Origin of the sequence: Mesorhizobium sp. L103C131B0 (genome assembly GCF_000502275.1) — a bacterium.
Lineage (GTDB): Bacteria > Pseudomonadota > Alphaproteobacteria > Rhizobiales > Rhizobiaceae > Mesorhizobium.
Genome location: NZ_AYXC01000005.1, coordinates 408,253 through 428,677 on the forward strand (window position 1 = coordinate 408,253; position 20,425 = coordinate 428,677).

Annotated in this window: 22 protein-coding genes; 4 read left to right on the forward strand and 18 right to left on the reverse strand. The window is 63.3% G+C overall.

Going from position 1 to position 20,425, the window contains the following annotated elements; all coding sequences use genetic code 11:
• Positions 1 to 74: 74 nt before the first annotated feature.
• From phnE (X730_RS151880) to X730_RS151845, 8 genes are all read right to left on the reverse strand, one after another.
• Positions 75 to 1,442, reverse strand: a complete 1,368-nt coding sequence (gene phnE, locus X730_RS151880; protein ID WP_023669832.1) for a phosphonate ABC transporter, permease protein PhnE — start codon at positions 1,440 to 1,442, stop codon at positions 75 to 77.
• A complete protein-coding gene (gene phnE / locus X730_RS151875) occupies positions 1,443 to 2,399 on the reverse strand; it encodes a phosphonate ABC transporter, permease protein PhnE (protein WP_023669831.1) in 957 nt (318 codons plus the stop codon).
• 56 nt (positions 2,400 to 2,455) lie between these two features.
• Positions 2,456 to 3,364 carry a phosphonate ABC transporter substrate-binding protein gene (gene phnD / locus X730_RS151870; protein WP_023826319.1) on the reverse strand — a complete coding sequence of 303 codons (909 nt, stop codon included), beginning with the start codon at positions 3,362 to 3,364 and terminating at the stop codon, positions 2,456 to 2,458.
• Positions 3,365 to 3,505: 141 nt separating this feature from the next.
• Positions 3,506 to 4,369 carry a phosphonate ABC transporter ATP-binding protein gene (gene phnC, locus X730_RS151865; RefSeq protein ID WP_023826320.1) on the reverse strand — a complete coding sequence of 288 codons (864 nt, stop codon included), beginning with the start codon at positions 4,367 to 4,369 and terminating at the stop codon, positions 3,506 to 3,508.
• 130 nt (positions 4,370 to 4,499) lie between these two features.
• A complete protein-coding gene (locus X730_RS151860) occupies positions 4,500 to 5,117 on the reverse strand; it encodes a DapH/DapD/GlmU-related protein (RefSeq protein ID WP_023669828.1) in 618 nt (205 codons plus the stop codon).
• Entirely contained in the window at positions 5,114 to 5,821 is a 708-nt protein-coding gene (phnL, locus tag X730_RS151855; protein ID WP_023712301.1) for a phosphonate C-P lyase system protein PhnL, read from the reverse strand. Before phnL ends, X730_RS151860 begins: the two co-directional genes overlap by 4 nt.
• A gap of 208 nt (positions 5,822 to 6,029) precedes the next feature.
• Complete coding sequence (gene phnK / locus X730_RS151850) at positions 6,030 to 6,806, reverse strand: phosphonate C-P lyase system protein PhnK (protein ID WP_023669826.1); 777 nt, start codon at positions 6,804 to 6,806, stop codon at positions 6,030 to 6,032.
• The gene (locus tag X730_RS151845) at positions 6,803 to 7,702 is read right to left on the reverse strand and encodes an alpha-D-ribose 1-methylphosphonate 5-phosphate C-P-lyase PhnJ (protein WP_023726432.1); all 900 of its coding nucleotides are present in this window, start codon (positions 7,700 to 7,702) and stop codon (positions 6,803 to 6,805) included. Before X730_RS151845 ends, phnK begins: the two co-directional genes overlap by 4 nt.
• Before the next feature lie 65 nt (positions 7,703 to 7,767).
• On the opposite strand from X730_RS151845, the gene X730_RS151840 reads away from it, so the two are divergent.
• Positions 7,768 to 7,971: a hypothetical protein gene (locus X730_RS151840; protein ID WP_023669824.1), complete on the forward strand. Its 204-nt coding sequence runs from the start codon at positions 7,768 to 7,770 to the stop codon at positions 7,969 to 7,971.
• Positions 7,972 to 7,973: 2 nt separating this feature from the next.
• Here the strand turns inward: X730_RS151840 and X730_RS151835 are convergent, their stop codons facing one another.
• The 3 genes from X730_RS151835 to phnG are packed head-to-tail and all read right to left on the reverse strand — an operon-like array spanning position 7,974 to position 10,159.
• On the reverse strand, positions 7,974 to 9,086 hold the full coding sequence (locus tag X730_RS151835; RefSeq protein WP_023669823.1) for a carbon-phosphorus lyase complex subunit PhnI: 1,113 nt from the start codon (positions 9,084 to 9,086) through the stop codon (positions 7,974 to 7,976).
• Positions 9,087 to 9,698 carry a phosphonate C-P lyase system protein PhnH gene (phnH, locus tag X730_RS151830; protein WP_023669822.1) on the reverse strand — a complete coding sequence of 204 codons (612 nt, stop codon included), beginning with the start codon at positions 9,696 to 9,698 and terminating at the stop codon, positions 9,087 to 9,089.
• Positions 9,698 to 10,159 carry a phosphonate C-P lyase system protein PhnG gene (phnG, locus tag X730_RS151825; RefSeq protein WP_023669821.1) on the reverse strand — a complete coding sequence of 154 codons (462 nt, stop codon included), beginning with the start codon at positions 10,157 to 10,159 and terminating at the stop codon, positions 9,698 to 9,700. The genes phnH and phnG overlap by 1 nt, the downstream gene beginning before the upstream one ends.
• 96 nt (positions 10,160 to 10,255) lie before the next feature.
• Here phnG and phnF point away from each other — a divergent pair, with 96 nt between their 5' ends.
• Complete coding sequence (gene phnF / locus X730_RS151820; protein WP_245261350.1) at positions 10,256 to 11,026, forward strand: phosphonate metabolism transcriptional regulator PhnF; 771 nt, start codon at positions 10,256 to 10,258, stop codon at positions 11,024 to 11,026.
• A gap of 99 nt (positions 11,027 to 11,125) precedes the next feature.
• On the opposite strand, the gene X730_RS151815 is transcribed toward phnF, so the two are convergent.
• The 7 genes from X730_RS151815 to X730_RS151785 all read right to left on the reverse strand — a co-directional run bounded on the left by X730_RS151815 (position 11,126) and on the right by X730_RS151785 (position 18,729).
• Entirely contained in the window at positions 11,126 to 12,145 is a 1,020-nt protein-coding gene (locus tag X730_RS151815; RefSeq protein ID WP_023669819.1) for a zinc-binding alcohol dehydrogenase family protein, read from the reverse strand.
• Positions 12,146 to 12,218: 73 nt separating this feature from the next.
• Positions 12,219 to 13,184 (reverse strand): ABC transporter permease, encoded by a 966-nt coding sequence (locus tag X730_RS151810; protein ID WP_023683015.1) that lies wholly within the window; start codon positions 13,182 to 13,184, stop codon positions 12,219 to 12,221.
• A gap of 23 nt (positions 13,185 to 13,207) precedes the next feature.
• Complete coding sequence (locus tag X730_RS151805; RefSeq protein ID WP_031196896.1) at positions 13,208 to 14,731, reverse strand: sugar ABC transporter ATP-binding protein; 1,524 nt, start codon at positions 14,729 to 14,731, stop codon at positions 13,208 to 13,210.
• Positions 14,732 to 14,877: 146 nt separating this feature from the next.
• Complete coding sequence (locus X730_RS151800) at positions 14,878 to 15,870, reverse strand: ABC transporter substrate-binding protein (RefSeq protein ID WP_023669816.1); 993 nt, start codon at positions 15,868 to 15,870, stop codon at positions 14,878 to 14,880.
• 12 nt (positions 15,871 to 15,882) lie between these two features.
• Positions 15,883 to 16,098, reverse strand: coding sequence for a hypothetical protein (locus X730_RS1000000168170; protein WP_023669815.1), 216 nt, complete (start codon positions 16,096 to 16,098; stop codon positions 15,883 to 15,885).
• Positions 16,099 to 16,171: 73 nt separating this feature from the next.
• Entirely contained in the window at positions 16,172 to 17,170 is a 999-nt protein-coding gene (locus X730_RS151790; protein WP_023826321.1) for an aldo/keto reductase, read from the reverse strand.
• Between the two features lie 53 nt (positions 17,171 to 17,223).
• The gene (locus tag X730_RS151785) at positions 17,224 to 18,729 is read right to left on the reverse strand and encodes an altronate dehydratase family protein (RefSeq protein WP_023826322.1); all 1,506 of its coding nucleotides are present in this window, start codon (positions 18,727 to 18,729) and stop codon (positions 17,224 to 17,226) included.
• A 256-nt stretch (positions 18,730 to 18,985) separates the two neighbouring features.
• Here X730_RS151785 and X730_RS151780 point away from each other — a divergent pair, with 256 nt between their 5' ends.
• Both X730_RS151780 and X730_RS151775 read left to right on the forward strand, forming a co-directional pair.
• Positions 18,986 to 19,885, forward strand: coding sequence for a GntR family transcriptional regulator (locus X730_RS151780; RefSeq protein WP_023692007.1), 900 nt, complete (start codon positions 18,986 to 18,988; stop codon positions 19,883 to 19,885).
• 119 nt (positions 19,886 to 20,004) lie between these two features.
• Positions 20,005 to 20,361 carry a DUF2946 family protein gene (locus X730_RS151775; protein ID WP_023713447.1) on the forward strand — a complete coding sequence of 119 codons (357 nt, stop codon included), beginning with the start codon at positions 20,005 to 20,007 and terminating at the stop codon, positions 20,359 to 20,361.
• Positions 20,362 to 20,425 lie beyond the last annotated feature (64 nt).

The following is a 20,425-nucleotide window of genomic DNA, read 5'->3' on the forward strand; positions in this document are numbered from 1 at the left end:
CGCCCAAGGAGTGCTGCGTTCCTTCACACCCCCCACTGTCCGGCAGGACAGAGGGGGGTGCTGTCCCTCGCACGTCACCCCTCCTCGGCCTGCATCCTGTTGTAATCATGGATGGTCCGGCTGAGCCGGCGCCTCAGGAAATTCGAGATGTTGTCGAACACAAACACGACGAGCAGGATCAGCAGCACCATGTAGAAGACGTTGGCCCAGTTGGAATTGGTGCGCATGGCTTCCCAGAGTTTCAGGCCGATGCCGCCAGCGCCGACGGCGCCGATGATGGTGGCGCCTCTTGTGTTGGATTCCCACTGGTAGAGCGTCTGGCTGATGAAGACCGGGATCACTTCCGGCATGACCCCATAGCGCTGCACCAGCAGGCCGTTGGCGCCGGTCGACTTGATGCCCTCGCGCGGTTTGTCGTCGATGTTTTCCAGGCTTTCCGAATAGATTTTGCCGAGCGTGCCTATTTCGGTGAAGAAGATCGCGGCGCTGCCGGCGAGCGGTCCCGGGCCGAAGGCGCGGGTGAAGAACAGCGCCCAGATCAGCATGTCGACCGATCGCATGAAATCGAAGAAGCGCTTGAGCACCTGGCCGAACAATCCGCTCGGCGTGATGTTGCGGGCGGCGAAGAAGGCGAGCGGGAAGGCGACGAGGCCGCCGAGCAACGTGCCGAGAAAGGCCATGACGATGGTCTGCAGCAGTTTCGTCCAGACGTCGCCATGCTGCCACTGCGCATTGTTCCAGATGTTGTCGCCGGCGAGCGCGAGGTTCGAGGTGCCAGGCTTAAGTTCCGGTCCGGACCAGATCAGCGAGATCACTTCACTGGCCGATTTGCCGAAGAAGGGCGAGCGCGTGTCGAAGACGAAATTTGCCCAGCCGAGGAAGCGCTTGCGGACCTTGACGCGATCGACGGTGACGCGCACTTCGCCGACAAAGCCCATCCTGGCGACGATCTCGTCGTCATGCGCGGTGATCCAGCCAGGCACCGGACCTGTAATTACCGGCTTACCGCTGGTCAGCGCCACCGGCACCATCTCGCCATTGGCGACGATCGTCGCTTTGGTCTTGTCGAAGGTGACGGACCTGGCCGCGCCATCGATCAGGACGGTGAAGGTGCCATCCGCGTTCTTGACAACCCAGTCGGGATCTGGGTTCTCGCCGAGTGCTGAAAACCGCGGGTATTTCGGCGTGATTTCAGGCTGGTCGAGGCGGAATTCAGGCTGCAGATCGTAGCTGATCCATTGCGTCAGGAAGAGCGGCAGGCGCTCCCAATGCGAGTCGCGCATCACCTGCGGCAGGTTGAAAAACCACAAGGCGTAAACGAGGTAGAGCAGGATGCCGCCGAACAGGAACAGCGGCGCGAATCGCTTGTAGGCCGGCCGCCGAAAGATTTGCGGATAGCGTTCCTCGATCGACTGGACCTGATCAGTGGTCAAAGCGGTCATTTAAGCGCTCATCAGAAAAGCTTGCTCGCCGACCAGCTTGCGGCGCAGCCAGGCGGAGAACTGGTCGACGATGAAGATCGTCGTGAACAACAGCAGCACCAACGCCACCGTCTTGGCGCCGAAACCGCGCGATATCGAGAGCTTCAGTTCCTCGCCGATACCGCCGCCGCCGACGGCGCCGATAATGGTCGAGGCCCGCACGTTGATCTCGACGCGCAGCAATGTGTAGGACATGAAATTGGGCAGCACCTGCGGCAGGTCGGCGAAGCGCACGCGCTCGAACCAGTTGCCGCCGACCGCTCTCAGGCCCTCTTCGGCGCGCATGTCGATGTTCTCGTTGATTTCATAGAACAGCTTGCCGAGCGCGCCGATCGAATGCAGGCCGATGGCGATGATGGCTGCGATCGGCCCGGTCGAGACAATGGCGGCGAACAGGCCGGCAATGACGATTTCGGGAAAGGCGCGCAGCAATTCCATGAAGCGCTTGACGACGAGCCGCAGCGCCGGATGCGGCGTCAGGTTGCGCGCGGCGATGAACGAAAACGGCACGGCGAAGATGAAACCGATGAAAGTCGAGACCAGCGCCACGTTGAGTGTGGTCAGCATCAGCTCGAAATATTCGGGGATGTAGAAGCCGCCCCAGACATAGACGCGGCCGAGCGGGAAGTTGAACTCCTGGGTGCCGGTGTCATGCGGCGAGGCGATGTCGAACAGCGCCCGCCAGACGTCGTTCCAGTCCTTCGGGATCAGCCAGCTGAGGAAGTCGAATATATGCGGCAGCCGGTCCCAGAAGTGACCGGCATTGGCCTCGTCGGCGAACCACATGCTCGACAGCGTCGCCGCCAGCAGCAGGCCGATGCCGAGGATGGTATAAAGCCGCCGCAACGATATCTGGCGCTGCCAAGCGTTGGCTACCTGCAGGGTCGCGTTGGAGCGGGCTGTTGCTGAGATGGTCATGATCGGGACATGCAAAAAGGGCGGCGTTTTTCACGTCGCCCTTTCTGATTTTGCCGTCAGCCGCCGATGGCTGCCTTACGGGCTTCGACGATGACGTTGTAGAAGTCAGGCTTGACCGGGACGTAACCGGTGAAGTCGCCGCCTTCGACGCCTTCGAAACAGGCCTTGTCTTTCTTCGGCAGGTCGGTGAAGAAGGCGGCAAGCTTGGCGGTCATGTCGTCGCCGAGCGCGGTGCGCACGACCAGCGGGCCGTTCGGGATCAGGCCCGAGCGCCAGACTTCGACGAAGCAGTTGGGGTCGACGGCGCCCTTGGCGGTGACCTTGTGGAAGGTGCCGGAGGTGTAGCCGTTCTTGAAGTCGCCGATGCCGGAGGAATCGTCAACCGCAACGTCGACCTTGCCGTCGCGAACGGCGAGGATGTTGTTTTCATGGCCGCCATTGAACTGGGTCGAGGCGAAGTAGGCGTCGTTCGAGGCGCCGGTGTCCTTCGGGATCTGGGTCAGCGGGATCAGGTAGCCCGAGGTCGAGTCCGGATCGGCGTAGCCGAGCTTCTTGCCCTTGGCCGACTTGATGTCGGTAATGCCCGAAGACTTCAGCGCCAGGCCGATGGAATAATAGCCGGTGGCGCCGTCGGTCTGCTGGGTGGTGAGGATCGGGGTGACCGCCTTCGGGTCCTTGATGTAGACGCTGGCGTAGCCGGAAGCGCCGAGTTCGGCGAAGTCGAGCGTGCCGCCGAGCAGGCCCTGGATGACGCCGTCATAGTCGGCGGCGGGGAACAGCGAGACCTTTTCGAAGCCGAATTCGGTCTTCAGGTGATCGGCCAGGCACTGATAGTTGCGCAGGCGGTCGGTTTCGTTCTCTCCGCCGAGGATGCCGACGCGGAATTCCTTGAGGTCGGCCGCATGCGCGGCGCTGGTTGCCATGGCGAGCGCCGAAACGGCGCCGAATACCATCTTCCTGAACATTTGATGTCTCTCCTGTAAGTTCCGGCCCCGCGCCGGCAGCGTTCTTGATTTTTGCAAGTGCCCTTGACGCGGGCGGTCGATCCAGTGCGGCTCAGTTTTGGTCCATGATCTTTTCCGAAAACCGGTATCCACTTTTCGGGATCATGGATCAGTACCCGGGAATGCGGGCTCGAGCGGGCTGGCGGATGCGGCGATCTTTTGCTTGTAGGCGATGCTGGTCGAGGTGATGGCCTCGGAGATATCGACGCCGTTGCCGTCGGCGCCATAGACCAGGCGCACGGCCTCGCGGTTGAGCGCTTCCGGCGGACCGTCGAAGACGATCTTGCCGGCAGCCATGCCGATGATGCGGTTGCAATAGGTGCGGGCGGTGTCCAGCGTGTGCAGATTGGTGACGACGGTGATGCCTTCGCGCAGGTTGATGTCCTGCAGCGAGTCCATCACCACCTTGGCGTTGAGCGGGTCGAGCGAAGCGATCGGCTCATCGGCGAGCAGCACCTTGGGCTGCTGCATCATGGCGCGGGCAATGGCGACGCGCTGCTGCTGGCCGCCAGACAGCGTGCCGGCTGGCTGCAGTGCGGTGCGGGCGATGTCGAGGCGCTCGAGTGCTGCAATCGCCTCAGCGCATTCGGCGCGGGTAAACATGCCGAGCAGGTTGGAAAAGGTCGAGCGATGATTGAGACGGCCGAGCAGCACATTGGTCAGCACATCGAGGCGCGGCACCAGGTTGAACTGCTGGAAGATCATGGCGCAGTCGCGCTGCCAGCGTCGCAGCGGCGAGCCACGCAGCCGCGAGACCTCGGCACCGTCAAAAAAAATCGATCCCTGGCTGGGGTCGATGAGACGGTTGATCATGCGGAGGAGGGTGGATTTGCCGGCGCCGGAACGACCGATGATGCCGACCATCTGGCCCTGCGGGATCGACAGGTCGATGGCGCTGACAGCGGTGTTCTTGCCAAATCGGCGCGAGACGCCGCGGATTTCGAGCGTGGCAGGGGTCGATAACATCGAAGAGTTCCAGACCTGAATTGATCGTCTGGTTCTCGCCTAGCGCAGCGACATGAACCTGCCATGTCATCACGATGTCAGTTTTGTTACGCTCCACAGCCGTGCGGCAAGTGGGGGTGGTCGCACCCGATCAGGCGCCGTATTTCTCGAGGAACGCGTCTGCCTCGAGTACGCGAAAATCGTCGAGCGCGGCGCGCAGCCTGGCGTGGTCCCAGTCCCACCAGGCGAGCGCCTGGTAGCGTTCGGCCGTGCGGCGATCGAAACGCTCGCGGATCGGCTTGGCTGGCACCCCGCCAACGATGGTGTAGGGCGCGACATCCTTCGACACCACAGCGCCGGCGCCTACGGCAGCACCATCGCCGACGGTGACGCCGGGCAGGATGGTCGAGCCGTGGCCGAGCCAGGTGTCGTGGCCGATGGAGACGCGTTTGGCGCGGCGCTGGGCGAAGAATTCTGTTTCGTGCTCGGCGTCGTCCCAATAGTCGGAGGCGCGATAGGTGAAGTGATGCAGCGTCGGCCGCCAGGTCGGGTGGTTTGTGGCGTTGATGCGCACGGCGGCGGCTATGTTGGAGAACTTGCCGATGGTCGCGCACCAGACGACGCAGTCCTGCATGATGTAGGAATAGTCGCCGAGGATGCTTTCGGACACGCGGCTGCGGTCGGCGATCTCTGTCCAGCGCCCCAATGTCGAGTTCTCGACCTGCGCCGTGGCGTGGACCAACGGCGCTTCCGATAGTTTCCTGCTCATGCAGCGATTTTTCCGGCGGCGAAAGAGGTCACGTCGATGATGCGATCGGCGACGGCGTCACGCACATCCGGGTCATGGAAGATGCCGAGCAAGGCGACACCGCCGGCCTTCTTGGCGGCGATCAACGCAACCACAACGTTGCGGTTTTTCGAATCGAGCGAAGCTGTCGGCTCGTCGAGCAGCAAGACCGGATGCTCGGTGATGAAGCCGCGCGCGATATTGACGCGCTGCTGCTCACCGCCCGAGAAAGTCGCCGGCGGCAGCGCCCAGAGCTTTTCCGGCAAATTGAGCTGCCCCAGCAAGGTGCGTGCTTTTTTCCGCGCGCTCTCGCGGTCCTCGCCGCGTTCGACCAGCGGCTCGGCGACCACGTCGAGCGCGGAGACGCGCGGCACGGTGCGCAGGAACTGGCTGACATAGCCGATCGTCTGGCGGCGCACGGAAAGCACCGTGCGCGGGCTGGCGATGGCGAGATCGATCAGGCCGCCCTCATGCTGAACGATGATCTGGCCTTCATCGACGGCATAATTGCCATAGAGCATTTTCAGGATCGAGCTTTTGCCGGCGCCGGAAGGCCCGCCGAGCACGGCGCATTCACCGGCCCGGATCGAGAATGAGACGCCGGCGACAACCGGCAATCTGATGCCGTCGCGCAGATGCATGGTGAAGCTTTTGGCGACGCCGGAAACAACGAGGGGCGTCGGCATCAGAAGGTTCTCCAATCGTTGTTCGTCCGCGGGCCAACACCCCCCTCTGCCTTGCCAGGCATCTCCCCCTCAAGGGGGGAGATTGGCTGTCGCGTTCGACTTCGCCATTCTTCTGCATCGTAGAAGGGGCGGGACATAAAAGCTGCTGATCTCCCCCCTTGAGGGGGAGATGGCCGGCAGGCCAGAGGGGGGTGCCTTGGCGCCATCTTCACACCTGTAGAATCGAGGAAACAAGCAATTGCGTGTAAGGCGCGCGGGGATCGTCGAGCACGCGATCCGTCAGGCCGCTTTCGACGACACGGCCGTCTTTCATCACCATCATACGCTGCGACAGAAGCCGGGCGACGGCGAGATCGTGGGTGACGACGATGGCCGCCAGGCCGAGATCGGTGACCAACCCGCGCAGCAAATCGAGCAGGCGCGCCTGCACCGAGACGTCGAGGCCGCCGGTCGGCTCGTCCATGAACACCAGCCTCGGTCCGGTGACGAGGTTGCGGGCGATTTGCAGGCGCTGGCGCATGCCGCCGGAAAAGGCGCGCGGCTCGTCGTCGATGCGGTCCTCGTCGATCTCGACGCGCGACAGCCAGTCGACGGCAGTGGCGCGGATCTTGCCGTAATGGCGGTCACCGACCGCCATTAGCCGCTCGCCGACATTGGCGCCGGCAGACACCGTCATGCGCAAGCCGTCGGCGGGGTTCTGATGAACAAAGCCCCAGTCGGTGCGCATCAGGAAGCGGCACTCGGCCTCGCTCATACGGTAGAGTTCGCGGAACTGGCCGTCGCGCATGCGGTAGCTGGCGGTGCCAGAAGATGGTAGCAGCCGCGTCGACAGGCAGTTGAGCAGCGTCGTCTTGCCGGAGCCGGATTCGCCGACGACGGCCAGAACCTCACCCGGCCACAGGTCGAAGGTGACATTCTCGCAGCCGACGCGCGAGCCGTAGAATTTGGACAGTTCGGAGACGCGCAGCAGTGGGTCGCCGGTCATTCTGCTGGCCTCATCTTTCCTGCGGTAACATGGCTTTCAGCCGCAAGGTGGCCGCGATGTCCTTCGGCGCGCCGCTTCTCGCAATGGTCGGTGTCGGAGCAGACGAACATGTGGTCGCCATGGTCGTCGAGGATGACCTCGTCGAGATAGACATTTTCCGCCGCGCACAGCGCACAGGGCAGGTCGAAGGTCTGGACCTCGAAGGGATGATCCTCGAAGTCGAGGCTGACGACATCGGTGAAGGGCGGCACGGCATAGATGCGCTTTTCGCGCCCGGCTCCGAACAGTTGCAGGGCCGGCGAACGGTGCATTTTGGGGTTGTCGAATTTCGGCGTCGGCGAGGGGTCCATGACATAGCGGCCCTCGACCTTGACCGGATAGGCATAGGTGGTGGCGATGCGGCCGTGTTTGGCAATGTCCTCGTAGAGCTTCACATGCATCAGGCCGTATTCCTCGAGCGCATGCATTTTGCGCGTTTCGGTTTCGCGCGGCTCGAGGAAGCGCAACGGCTCGGGTATCGGCACTTGGTAGACTAGAACTTGGCCGGCGCTCAGCGGGTGTTCCGGGACGCGATGGCGGGTCTGGATGATGGTGGCGCTGGCGGTATCGGTCGTCACCGCGACGTTGGCTACCTTCTTGAAGAAGGCGCGGATCGAGACGGCATTGGTGGTGTCGTCGGCGCCCTGGTCGATGACTTTCAGCACATCGTCCGGCCCGATAATCGAGGCGGTGACCTGCACGCCGCCAGTGCCCCAGCCATAGGGCATCGGCATTTCGCGCGAAGCGAAGGGAACCTGATAGCCAGGGATGGCGATGCCCTTGAGGATCGCCCGGCGGATCATCCTTTTGGTCTGCTCGTCGAGATAGGCGAAGTTGTAGGTGGCGATGTCGGTCATGGCGATCAAATCCACTCCCTGCTATTGCATTGACGCCCAGAAAACGGAAATAAAGGCGAAGTCGAATGACTCAGACCGGTTGGATCCAGATTGCAATTCTGCTTCTGGCGTTTGTCTGCGTGGTCGGTTTTGTACCTCGGCGCTTGTTTCTGCCTGCTTCCAGAGATGGCGCGCATGTCACAGGCGGAAACGGCAGCTACGTCGGCGGGCATAGCAGCCATTCCCATGACGGCGGCAACGGGGATGGCGGCAATGGCGGGGGCGATTAGGCTCATTCGGCCGCCTCCCGCTTCTCTTCCACCTTTGCAGGGTTCTCTCGAGCTTCGTATTCGGCGCGCATGCGGCGCACCAAATCGAGCTCGGCCTGGAAGTCGACATAGTGCGGCAGCTTCAAATGCTCCACGAAGCCGGTCGCCTGAACATTGTCGGAGTGCGAGATGACGAACTCCTCGTCCTGCGCGGCGGCGACGACATCTTCGCCGAGTTCCGTTGCGCGCAGCGCGCGGTCGCACAGCGCCATGGCCATCGCCTTGCGCTCGCTTTGGCCGAAGACCAGTCCGTAGCCGCGGGTGAATTGCGGCGGCGCCTTGGCCGAGCCCTTGAACTGGTTGACCATCTGGCATTCGGTGACGCGGACCTTGCCGAGCAGCACGGCGAAGGGCAGTTCCGGCACGTCGAGTTCCAGCTCGACCTCGCCGATACGCACCTCGCCGACAAAGGGGTGGTTGCGGGCATAGCCGCGCTGGGTGGAATAGCCGAGCGCCAGCAGAAACCCTTCATCGCCGCGCGACAGCGCCTGCAGGCGGATGTCGCGCGCCATCGGAAACTCAAGCGGCTCACGGGTGATGTCGCCGGGGACATGGTCCTGCGGCATGTCGCCATCCGGCTCAATCAGCCCTTCGCGGGCGAGGATCGTCGAAACGCGCGGCATGGCCTGCGTTTCCGTCTCGCGCTGCAGCGGTTCGGCGACATCGGCGCCGGCGGCGAGTTCCGGGTCGAGCAGGCGGTGGGTGTAGTCGAAGGTAGGCCCAAGCAGCTGGCCGCCGGGCAAATCCTTGTAGGTCGCCGACACGCGCCGCTCGACCAGCATGGCGCCGGTGTCGATGGCGTTGGTGTAGCCGAAGCGCGGCAGTGTGGTGCGGTAGGCGCGCACCAGGAAGATCGCCTCGATCATGTCGCCGCGCGCCTGGACTATGGCGAGCGCCGCCAGTTCCCGGTCGTAGAGCGATCCTTCGCTCATCACCCGGTCGACGCCGAGCGCCAGCTGTTCGACGATCTGGTCGAGGCGCAGCGCCGGCACCGAACGGTCGCCGCGACGGCGGTCCGCAAGCAGACTGTGGGCATTGGCGATTGCGACTTCGCCGCCTTTTACCGCGACATACATTTATGCCTCCATCGTCTTGATGCGCGTCGTGCGCGGCAGGCAGGCGATACCGTCGGGCGCCGCCAGGATGATGTCGACGCCGCGCGGAAAGCGCTGGCTGTTCTGCTTCCACTGTTCGACGAAATGGCGCGGCATCTGCGCCGGCGCGATGGTCGCCGTCTTTTCGATGCCTGGGCCTTCGAGCAATAGCGGCGCGCCGGAGGTGAGATCGCTGACCTGCAGGATCAGTGTCGTCGAACGGTCGGGATAATCCTGCGTGCCTTGCGAAAGACCGTCGAGGGCGGCCATCTCGGCCGGCGTGGCGACCAACGCGAAATGCGCATCGGCAGGTGTGTTGGCGAGTGGCGCGCCGGCGTGGAAGCCGAGCCAGGATTTGATCGCTGCCGATGCCTGCAAAGCAGGATCGAGCCAGAGCGGTGTGTCGTTGTCGCAGAGCGAAAGTGCAATGGCGCCGGCGGTTGCGGACAGCGGCGAAGGGGGGCGGGCGAAGGCAGGCAGAGGCCGCTCGCTGCCCGGCCGCGCCATGGCATCCATGACCGCGCGGAAGACCGCCTGGGCGTTGAACACCGGATCGGCGAAGCCGCCGTCGATCCATTGGGCTGCGATGTCCATCAGTCTTCTCCGCGCACCATGGTGAAGAAATCCACTTTCGTTGCCGCCGTCTCGGAGCGGCGCTTTTCGCGCGCCTCGCTTTGGGCGGCGCGCAGCGGTGCGACCAGCGCACTCTCGACCGTCTGCCGATGGGCGGGATCCTGCCAAAGTGCATCGGCGATTGCCGCAAGCTTCGCCTTCTGCCTGTCGCGCCCGAGCATGTAGCTGTGGCCGACCTGTCCGGAAGAGAGCCGGACGGTGGCGCGGGTGACGGTCACTTCACCGACATTGAAGGGCGCGCCGCCGCCGCCGATGCGGCCACGCACGGTGACCAGACCGGTTTCCGGGCCGCGCAAAAGCTCTGCTTCCGAGATCAGGCCGGCCTCATTCCACAGCCGGGCGATGTCATCGCCACTGGCCTGCGCCAACGTCGTCATGACGGCTTTGCGCTCGGCCTGGTCGCGGGCTTCCTGTCCTCGCATGGACAACTCCCTGAATGTATATAATTTGTCTAGTGATATAGACAATTATACAAATTATACCTATTATCTAACTTGTGTCCATGACGGGTGGATGACATGGGCGGGAGCGTGGACGAAATGGTGGCTCAAAAGGGCGCGAGCAGCATCGAACGCCGTAGCGGTGTCGCGCTGTGGCGGCAGATTGCGGACCTGATCCTGCATTCGATCGCCGCCGGCGATTTTGCCGAGAATGCCGCGCTGCCGCCGGAAATGGCCTTGGCCGAACGCTACGGCGTCAATCGCCACACGGTGCGCAGCGCCATATCGGCCCTGGTGCAGGACGGCGTGCTGCGGGCCGAGCAGGGACGCGGCACCTTCGTCTTTTCGCGCAAACGGCTGTCCTATCCGATCGGCGCGCGCACTCGGTTTTCGACCGGTCTGCAAGGGCAAACATCGGAACGGCACATCGTGCTGCTAGCTTCTACAGTTGAGTCGGCCAGTCAGCGCGTCGCCGAGGGGCTTGGTCTGGCAAGAGGGGCTGAGGTGATCCGCCTGGAGACGCGCGGCGAAGCCGATGGACGGCCGGTGTCGCGCGCCGCCGCCTGGTACGAGGCGAAGCGTTTCGCCGGCATCAATGCTGCGATGGCCGAAACCGGTTCGGTTACCGCCTCGCTCAAGCGTTTCGGCATTGACGATTATCTCAGGCAATCGACGGTGCTGTCGGCCCGCCATGCCGATGCCGCCGATCTCGCCGACCTCGATCTGCAGCCCGGCGCAATCGTGCTGGTGGCGGTCGCCGTCAACGTCACACCGGACGGCCAGCCGATCCAGTTTGCCGAAACACGGTTTCCGGCGGAGCGGGTGGAGCTGAAACTGTCGGCGCTGTAGCGGGGTCGCGCCTATTTTTCAGCGGCCTGGCGTTTTGAGGACGGAGTGGGAGTCAACCTGCGCGGGTCGTCGTCATTCGGGCCGGGACCACCTGCGATGTTATGCCCCAACCTCGATCACAGCCTTGATCAACCCCGATTTCTCATGCGCCCAGCGGGTGAGATCATCCGGCGTGCCGGCCAGCGTGGTGCGGTGGGTGACGAGTTTTGCCAGCGGCACGGCGCCGTTGCGGATCGAGGCGGCGACGTGGTCGAAATCGACTTTCAGCGCGTTGCGGCTGCCGATCAATGTCATTTCCCGCTTGTGGAATTCCGGGTCGGAAAAGACGATGTCGTCCTTGACGACACTGACCAGCACGAGCGTGCCACCATGCGCGACATGTGCGAAGGCCGACTGCACCGAGGCGGTGTTGCCGGTGGCGTCGAAGACGATGTCGAACCCTTCGCCGCCGGTTGCCTCGCGCACCAGTTCGGCTGCCGCTTTTTGTGAGGCGTCGAGCGTGGCGAAGCCGAGTTCGCCTTTTGCAAAATCCAGCCGCTCCGTGCTCATGTCGAGCAGGCTGACATCGAGCCCGGCGATGCGCGCAAACAGCGCTGCGCCAAGGCCGATCGGCCCGGCGCCGATGACCAGCGTGCGGGCGCCTGGTTCGGCGCGAGCGCGCCGCACGGCATGCGCGCCGATGGCGAGGAATTCCACCGCCGCCGCATCGGCCAGCGACAAGCCGTTTGCCGGATAAAGATTCTGCGCCGGCACCAGGATCTGCTCGGCCATGGCGCCGTCGCGATGGACGCCAAGCACTTCGATCCTGACGCAGCAATTCGGCTTGCCGTGCCGGCAGGCGATGCATTTTCCGCAAGCGAGATAGGGATTGATGATGACGGGCTCGCCCACGGCAAGGTCGACATCTTCGCCGGTCTCGACGACGGTGCCCGACACTTCATGGCCCATGATGCGGGGATAGGCAAGGAACGGGTGCTTGCCTTCGAAGATGTGGTAGTCGGTGCCGCAGATGCCGACATGGCTGACGGCGACCAGCGCCCAGCCGGCAGGCGGCGCTCCTGGCGCCGGCCGGTCTTCCAGGACAAGCTCGCCGGGCGAGCGGCAGACAACAGCTTTCATTCGGCAATTCCAGTGTTTCTCAAAAAGGCGCCGGTCCGTTGTTAAGCAGGCCGGCGCAGAAGGTCAGGGAGAATTACTTGCCGCGACGGCGCAGCCCGTCGAAATAGACGATGATTATGATCAGCGCGCCGGTGATGATGCGCTGCCAGAACGAGTTGACGTTGAGCAGATTGGCGCCGTTGTTGATGGTGGCCAGGATGAAGGCGCCGAGCAGTGGGCCATGCACCGAGCCGACGGCGCCGAACAGCGAGGTGCCGCCGATCACCGATGAGGCGATCGCCTGCAACTCCCAACCTTCCGCCTGGGTCGGGTTGCCGATGCCGATGCGCGCCGCCAGCAGCACGCCGACGAAGGCCGCGCATAGGCCCGACAGCGTGTAGGCCATGTAGATGGTGCGCTGGACATTGACGCCCGAGAGGCGCGAGGCCTCGGCATTGGATCCCACAGAGAAGAGATAGCGGCCCCAGCGGCTGTGGTGCAGGAAGATGTAGGCCGGGATACCGACCAGGATCACCATCCAGAACAGATTGGGGATGCCGACAAAGGAACTGCGCGAGAACGCGGTGAAGCTGTCGCTGTTGATGTTGATCGAATTGCCGTTGGTCATCAACAGGCCGATGCCGCGCAACGAGGTCAGCGTCGCCAGCGTGATGATGAAGGGCGGCAGGCCCATCTTGACGATGCCGAAGCCATGGAACAGGCCGATGGCAACGCCGACCAGCAGCGTCACCAGAATGGCGACCCAGATCGGGAAGCCGGCATTGATCATCATGGCGACAATGACGGTGGCGAAGCCGACCACGGCGCCGACCGAGAGGTCGATGCCGCCGGTGATGATGACGAAGGTCTGGCCGACCGCCATGATGGCGATCATCGAGCCCTGCCGCAAAAGATTGGCGATGTTGTTGGAGGAGGCGAAGCTCGGCGTCGCCACCGACAGCACGATCCAGAGCAGAACCAGCAACGCCAGAAGCGTCAGCCCGAACAGGACGTTGTAGTTCCGTTTCGGTTTTTCGATCGCGACGGTTTCGATGCTCATGGTTCCTCCCGTTTCTTGTTTTGTCAGCCGATCGCCTGCGTCAGCACGTCTTCGTGGCTAGCGGCGCGAAAACCGTGGCTCGCCACCAGTTTGCCGCGCCGGAACACGTGCAGCGTATCGGCGAGCTCGTAAACCTCGGGCAGATAGGACGAGATCAGGATGATGCCGGCGCCCTTGGACAACAGTTCCCCGAACAGGCGGTAGATCTCGGCCTTGGTGCCGACATCTACGCCGACCGTAGGCTCGTCGAAGATGAACAGCTTGGCGCCGTGCGCCAGCCATTTGCCGATGACGATCTTCTGCTGGTTGCCGCCGGACAGGCTGGAGGCCAGTGCGCCGCGTGTCGGCGTCTTGATGCGGAGGCCGGCGATCTGGCGATCGGCTTCAGCCTTTTCCTTCGTGTTCGAAATCAGCAGGTTGTTGGAGATGCGCTTGTAGATCGGCAGGTTGAGGTTGAGGCCGACCGGCAGGTTCAGGCACAGGCCCTGGTCGCGGCGGCTTTCCGGCGCCAGCGCCATGCCGAGCTTGATCGCGTCGTGCTCGGAATTGATCAGCACCGGTTTGCCTTGCCAGCGGATCTGGCCGGCCGACTTCTTGTGGCGGCCATAGAGCGTGGTGACAAACTCGCTGCGGCCGGCGCCGATCAGGCCATAGAGCCCGACGATCTCGCCGGCACGCACTGTTATCGAGACGTCTTCGAAGCCCTTGCCCGACAGGTTTTTCGCTTCAACGATCACGGCACCGGGGGTGAAATGCTCCTTGTGGTAGACTTGCTCGATCGAGCGGTTGATCATCATCTTGACCAGCTCGGCGTCATTGGTCTCGGCAATGTTGCGGGTGCCGACCAGCGTGCCGTCGCGCAGCACCGAGACGCGATCGGCGAGTTCGAACACCTCTTCCATGCGATGGCTGATGTAGATGATGGTGACGCCTTCGCCCTTGAGCCTGCGGATCAGCGTGAACAGCTGGTCGGCTTCCTTGCGGGTGAGATAGGCGGTCGGCTCGTCGAAAATCAGGAACTTGGTGCCGCGCACGGTGGCGCGGGCGGCGGCGATCAGCTGCTGCTGGCCGATGGTGAGGTCACCCAGCATGACATGCGCCGGCAGGTCGAAGCCGAGACCGTCGATGATCTTCTGCGCTTCCTTGACCATGGCGCGCTGCTGCAGGATGCCGAAGCGCGAATTCTCCTCGCCGAGGAACATGTTGGCGGCGACGGTGAGATGGCGGCAGAGCACGACCTCCTGATGCACGGCGTTGATGCCCAGCGCCATCGCCTCGTGCGGGGTTGCCAGTGCTGCCGGTTTGCCCTCCCAGATGACATCGCCGGAGGTGCGCGGCATGACGCCGGTCAGAAGCTTGATCAAGGTGGATTTGCCGGCGCCGTTCTCGCCGACGATGGCGTGGATCTCACCTGCCTTGAAGGCAAGGTGAACGGGCTTCAACGCATGCGTGCCGGGATAGCGCTTTTCCAGTCCGTGCAGTTCGAGGATCGTCCTGCCGGGCGCTAGCGTTGGGGCCGGGTGCAGTTCCTGCGCCGTGGGCGTCATGACAATCCTCCCAGGTTGGCCTTACGGTTGGCACGTCGCGATGCAGTCAGCCACATCGCCGAGGTAATTCAAGCCGGTGGATATTCAAGCCGGTATCGAATGTTTCCGGGGCGCGAGGCCCCGGAAACGATTTTTGCCTGACGGGCTCAGAGCTTCGGGTTGAGCAGGGCGTCGATCTTGGGGTCTTTCATGTTTGCCTTGGTCACCAGGTTGGCGCCGGTGTCGACATTGGCCTCGACCTTCTCGCCCTTCGAGGCGGCGAGCGCGGTCTTGATGCCGTCATAGCCCATCCGGTACGGATCCTGGACGACGAGCGCGGAAATGACGCCGTCATTGAGGAACTTGATCAGCTTCTCATCGCTGTCGAAGCCGACCAGCGCCAGCTTGCCGCCAAGGTTGTTCTCGGCGACTGCCTGACCGACGCCCTGCGCCATGATCAGGTTGGACGCGAAGATGCCCTTGAGGTTCGGGTTGGCGGTGATCAGGTCGGTGGCGATGTTGAGACCGGTCGTTGCCTGGCCGTCGGCATATTTGTCCGCGACGAGCTTGAGCCCCGGATATTTCGCGGCCAGCTGCTCGGTGAAGCCCTGCTTGCGCTGCTCCAGCGAACCGGCGCCCGGCGCGTTGGTGATCAGGGCGACGTCGCCCTCGATCTTGCCGCCATTGGCTTCGCCGATGGCTGCTGCAAGACCGTCAGCGGCGACGCGTCCGCCCTGCACATTGTCGGTGGTCAGGAACGAGGTGAACGCCTTGGAGTCGGCGCCGGAGTCGATGCCGATGACCTTGACCTTGCTGGCCGCTTCATCGATCGGCTTGCCAAGCGCCTTGAATTCGGTCGGCGCGATGACGATCGCGGCCGGGTTGCCGGCGACGGCATTCTCGAGGATCGAGACCTGGCCGTTGACGTCGGTTTCAGCCTGGGCGCCGAGTTCGGGTACGTTGACGCCGAGATCCTTGCCGGCCTTGCGGGCGCCGGCCAGGACGATCTGCCAATAGAAGGACGTGGTGTCCTTGACGATGATCGGAATGGTCACGTCCGCCGCCGAAGCCGGCGCCGTGTGCAGCGTGCCGGCAAGCATCGAGGCGGCAGCTAGTGCCATCAGTGAGCGGCGGTTGAGAATGCTGGTCACGAATTTCATTAGGAATCCTCCCTAGATCGCCCGGTGAAGGTTACGGAAGCTCCATTTGGATAGGCGCGGCCCAAACAGAACTTTATCAATAAAAAACAGTTGCCGCTTTTTGATAGTGCATCGGTCCGGCCGACGCAAGCGGTGTTTCATATCGGCCTGCGCATGGCTTGGCGGGGAAACCTCCCTGCCGATCCTCAGTGCCACGTCCAGACGCTCCCGATCCTCCTTGATCATCATGGAATATTAATTCCACCGTCGAGTCAATATGGAATATTCATTCCTTCTTGAGAACCGTGATTGTGGCGTTTCGTCACCCGAGCTCCTGCACGATGGTGTAGGGAGCGTAGCGGGCGAATTCCGCTTGCGGCACCTGGACGTCGAACAGGTCGAGGTTGCGCGTCAGGTTGGCAGGCTTGGCCGTTCCGGTCAGCACGCTGGCCACGACAGGCTCCTGCAGCGGAAACTGCAATGCAGCCGCCGCCAGCGGATATCCGCCCTCATCAGCGATTTTCTCCATCGCGCCGACACGCTCGAGTATGTCCTGCGTCGCCGGCAGATAGTCGAAATGCGCGCCGTGCACCGGTCCGGTTGCCAGGATGCCGGAGTTGAAGACGCCGCCGATGATCAGCGAAGTCTGTCGCTCACGACACAGCGGCAGCAACTCGGCTTCAGCCGAGCGGTCGAGCAGCGAATAGCGGCTGGCCAGCAGGATGCAGTCGAGCGGTGCTTCGCGCAGCACGTCGAGGCAGATCTGCACCTCGTTGACGCCGAGCCCATAGGCGGAAATTACACCCGACGTTTTAAGCTCGTCCAGCGCCTTCAAGCCGCCGTCCATCAGCTGGCGAAAGTGCAGCTTCGTCTTCTCGACGCCATGTGTGTAGGTGCCGATGTCGTGCACAAACAGGATGTCTATCCGGTTCAGCCCGAGCCGGGCATAGGAGAACTCGACCGAGCGCATGATGCCGTTATACGAGTAGTCGTAGTCGAGCGCGAAAGGCAGCGGGTCGACATAGGAATGATCGGGAACCTGGTCTTCCGGCACCGGGCGGAACAGGCGGCCGACCTTGGTCGACAGCACATAGGAATCCCTCGGCTTGTAGCGCAGGAAATCGCCGGTCCGCCGCTCCGACAGGCCGAAGCCATAGAAGGGCGCGGTGTCGAAATAGCGCAGGCCGGCATCCCAGGCTGTCTGCAGCGTCTCCATCGCCGCTTCGCGCGGACAGGCCCGGTAGAGCCCGCCGATCGCCGCCCCGCCGAAGCTTATCTCGGTTACCTCGAGCGCAGTCGTGCCGATGCGGAGTTTGTCCATCCAAAGCCTCCCCTTGTGAGCCGTCGTTGCAGCCCGTTTTTTTTCGTCGGTGGTTAGAGCGTCGCGCCGAGGTGCCACGGCACGAACTCGTTGTCGCCGTAGCCGAACGCCTCGCTCTTGGTCTTGCGGCCCGATGCCGTCTCGACGATGAGTTCGAAGAGTTCCCGGCCCATGCCGGCGATGGTCTTCTCACCCGAAGCGATGACGCCGCAATTGACGTCCATGTCCTCTTCCATCTGGTGGTACATGGTCGAGTTGGTGGCGACCTTGATCGACGGCGTGGGCCGGCAGCCGAAGCAGGAGCCGCGGCCGGTGGTGAAGACGATGATGTTGGCGCCGCCCGCCACCTGACCGGTCGCCGAGACCGGGTCGTAACCGGGCGTGTCCATGAACACCAGGCCACTGCCGGTGACCTTTTCGGCATAACCGAAGACGCCGTTGAGCGGAGTCTGGCCGCCTTTGGCCACGGCGCCCAGCGACTTTTCCAGGATGGTGGTCAGGCCACCGCGCTTGTTGCCGGGCGAGGGGTTGTTGTCGATCGAGGCGCCGTGCTTGGCGACATGGTCCTCCCACCATTTGACGAAACCGTCGAGCTTCTTGGCGATCTCCGGCGTTGCCGCGCGATAGGCGAGCAGATGTTCGGCGCCATAGATCTCCGTCGTCTCCGACAGGATGCCGATGCCGCCGACGCCGGCCAGGATGTCGACCGCCGCTCCCAGCGCGGGATTGGCGGTGATGCCCGACATGCCGTCGGAACCGCCGCATTGCAGGCCGACGACGATCTCCGAGACCGGGATCGGCTCGCGCTGATACTGGCCGACTTCCTCGGCGATTTCGGCGAGCACGCCCATCGCCTTTGCGACCGATTTGCGCGAACCGCCGGCGTCCTGGATGTTGAAATGGCGTTTTCCCGCCACCGCACCCTTCTGGCCGTAAAGGGTGAGCTGGTTGACCTCGCAGCCGAGGCCGACCATCAACGCGCCGCCGAAATTCGGATGGCGGGTGTAACCGGCGAGCGTGCGGTGTAGCACCATCATGCCGTCGCCGGTGCCGCTCATGCCGCAGCCCTGGCCATGGACGATCGGGACGAAGCCGTCGATCCCCGGATATTTCGGCAACAGCACGCGGTTGGCCTCGTCGGCAATGGCGTGGCAGACGGTGGCCGAGCAATTGACGCTGGCGATGATGCCGATGAAGTTGCGCGTGCCGGCACGGCCATCGGCGCGACGATAGCCCATGAATGTCCGGGCGCGGTCGGCTTCGGTGGCATGCTCCGCTTCGCTCGGCGGCACGACCGGCAGACGGCCGGACTCGAAGACCAGATTGTGCGAATGGACGTGGTCGCCGGGCGCGATGTCCTGGGTGGCGCGGCCGATGGCCTGGGCATACTTGACCACCGCCTCGCCGACGGCGATAGGCTTGATCGCCACCTTGTGGCCGGGCTCGATCAAGGCCGTGGCGACGGCGCCGCCGGGCAGAGGGGTGCCGATCTCGATGCGGCCATTGGCGACCGCGACATTGTCGGCGGGGGACAGAAGAATGCTGTTCGAAGCGTTCACGGGCAGTTTCCTGGGTCTGTTCCTGGGGATGCGCGGATTGACACGCGTCTGTTTACATATAATGTCTTTTATCGTGAAAAAACATTTGTGCGTCAATTGTTTTTTCAGGAGGAGACCATGTGTCCGATGGACGCTTGGCTTGTGGGGAGCGGCGTCTGACACGCAGAGCGTTTGCTCTGCCGGGTGAGAGCCAGGACATATGTGATATCGCGCTTCAAGCCAGCCACAGCAAGCGCCGGCGCGCAACGGGGCAGGGATGTCGAAGAGCAACAACGTCTACAAGGACGCTTACAACAGGGGTCTGCGGCTGCTCGATGAAACGCAGAGCCTGCCGTCGGAGCCGGAACTGGGCACTTTGCTCGGCGTCAGCCGGACCACCGTGCGCACCATTCTGGCGCGCATGGAAGAGACCGGGCTGATCGCGTGGAACAAACGCAGCAAGACAGTGCTCAGGGCGCCGAAGCCGGATGATTTCTTCCCCGAGGAGGAGACAGACACACTGGCCCAGATCATCGAGCGGTCGTTTATGCGCAGATTGCTGGCTGGCGGCGCCGAGGCCGGCATGCAGATCAACGAGCTCGAACTGGCGCGCGAGATCGGCGTCGGCACCACCAGCGTGCGCGAGTTCCTCATCCGCTTCTCCCGCTTCGGCCTGATCGAGAAGCGGCGCAACAGCCACTGGGTGCTGAAGGGGTTTACGCGAGCCTTCGCGCTCGAACTCACTGAAATCCGCGAGATGTTCGAGATACGCTCGGCGGCGGCCTTTGCCGCCTTGCCTGGGGATAGTCCGGTCTGGGCGGATCTCGACCGGCTGGAAGACGAGCACCGGCTTCTGGCCAGCGAAATCGCCATCCGCTTCAACGAATTCTCGGAGCTAGACGAGCGCTTCCACCGGCTGATCCACCGGGCGTCGCACAACCGCTTCATCGTCGATTTCTACGACGTCATCGCCATGATCTTTCACTACCACTACCAGTGGAACAAGGCGCAGGAGCGCGAGCGCAACGAAGTCGCGGTGAGCGAGCATCTCGCCTACATCGCGGCGCTGAAATCGCGCGATCTCGGCAAGGTCGACGCCGCCTGCCGCAAGCATCTGAAGTCGGCACGCCACACGCTGTTGACGTCGATCCCGGAAATCGGTCGGATTGCTTCTTAACGCGCCGCGTTGCCGCAGCGATGATTTGGCGATTTTCCGCCGACATGCCGCGTGCTAGATATCCAAGCGTTGCTGCGTGAAGAGGCAGGTCTTTGGACTTCCGGCGTAAGAGATGGAGCATGATGGCCGCCTTTGTCGCGGCCTGTGTGCTGCTGCTCCAGTCGACGCTCGGCGTGTTTGCTTTCGGCATTGCGCCGGATGCCTCGCAACTCGACGTTTTCGGCAACGTCATCTGTACACATGAGGGGGCGGTCCAGCTTCCCGGCGGCGATCCGCACCAGCCGCACATGCCGGCATGCTGCATGCTCGGCTGCAGCATGGCCTCCGTCGCCTATGCGCCGCCGGCAGGCGTCGGCGTGGCGCCGGTGAGCCTGTCTTTTGAAACAGTCGCGTTTCTTCCGCCGGCAGTCAGGCATCCCGACGTTACGCGTGAGCGCTCTCCGGCCAATCCGCGCGCCCCGCCGCTTGCGGGCTGAAAAACCGCCGCTCGCTTGGCGTAACCCGCGCGGGCGATAATCATCCAATGATAAACTCGTTCGC

Bases quoted from the DNA above. Each gene is read 5' to 3' on its own strand.
- phnE (WP_023669832.1), bottom strand. From the start codon at position 1,442: ATGACCGCTTTGACCACTGATCAGGTCCAGTCGATCGAGGAACGCTAT.
- phnE (WP_023669831.1), bottom strand. From the start codon at position 2,399: ATGACCATCTCAGCAACAGCCCGCTCCAACGCGACCCTGCAGGTAGCC.
- phnD (WP_023826319.1), bottom strand. From the start codon at position 3,364: ATGTTCAGGAAGATGGTATTCGGCGCCGTTTCGGCGCTCGCCATGGCA.
- phnC (WP_023826320.1), bottom strand. From the start codon at position 4,369: ATGTTATCGACCCCTGCCACGCTCGAAATCCGCGGCGTCTCGCGCCGA.
- X730_RS151860 (WP_023669828.1), bottom strand. From the start codon at position 5,117: ATGAGCAGGAAACTATCGGAAGCGCCGTTGGTCCACGCCACGGCGCAG.
- phnL (WP_023712301.1), bottom strand. From the start codon at position 5,821: ATGCCGACGCCCCTCGTTGTTTCCGGCGTCGCCAAAAGCTTCACCATG.
- phnK (WP_023669826.1), bottom strand. From the start codon at position 6,806: ATGACCGGCGACCCACTGCTGCGCGTCTCCGAACTGTCCAAATTCTAC.
- X730_RS151845 (WP_023726432.1), bottom strand. From the start codon at position 7,702: ATGACCGACATCGCCACCTACAACTTCGCCTATCTCGACGAGCAGACC.
- X730_RS151840 (WP_023669824.1), top strand. From the start codon at position 7,768: ATGACTCAGACCGGTTGGATCCAGATTGCAATTCTGCTTCTGGCGTTT.
- X730_RS151835 (WP_023669823.1), bottom strand. From the start codon at position 9,086: ATGTATGTCGCGGTAAAAGGCGGCGAAGTCGCAATCGCCAATGCCCAC.
- phnH (WP_023669822.1), bottom strand. From the start codon at position 9,698: ATGGACATCGCAGCCCAATGGATCGACGGCGGCTTCGCCGATCCGGTG.
- phnG (WP_023669821.1), bottom strand. From the start codon at position 10,159: ATGCGAGGACAGGAAGCCCGCGACCAGGCCGAGCGCAAAGCCGTCATG.
- phnF (WP_245261350.1), top strand. From the start codon at position 10,256: ATGGGCGGGAGCGTGGACGAAATGGTGGCTCAAAAGGGCGCGAGCAGC.
- X730_RS151815 (WP_023669819.1), bottom strand. From the start codon at position 12,145: ATGAAAGCTGTTGTCTGCCGCTCGCCCGGCGAGCTTGTCCTGGAAGAC.
- X730_RS151810 (WP_023683015.1), bottom strand. From the start codon at position 13,184: ATGAGCATCGAAACCGTCGCGATCGAAAAACCGAAACGGAACTACAAC.
- X730_RS151805 (WP_031196896.1), bottom strand. From the start codon at position 14,731: ATGACGCCCACGGCGCAGGAACTGCACCCGGCCCCAACGCTAGCGCCC.
- X730_RS151800 (WP_023669816.1), bottom strand. From the start codon at position 15,870: ATGAAATTCGTGACCAGCATTCTCAACCGCCGCTCACTGATGGCACTA.
- X730_RS1000000168170 (WP_023669815.1), bottom strand. From the start codon at position 16,098: ATGATGATCAAGGAGGATCGGGAGCGTCTGGACGTGGCACTGAGGATC.
- X730_RS151790 (WP_023826321.1), bottom strand. From the start codon at position 17,170: ATGGACAAACTCCGCATCGGCACGACTGCGCTCGAGGTAACCGAGATA.
- X730_RS151780 (WP_023692007.1), top strand. From the start codon at position 18,986: ATGTCGAAGAGCAACAACGTCTACAAGGACGCTTACAACAGGGGTCTG.
- X730_RS151775 (WP_023713447.1), top strand. From the start codon at position 20,005: ATGATGGCCGCCTTTGTCGCGGCCTGTGTGCTGCTGCTCCAGTCGACG.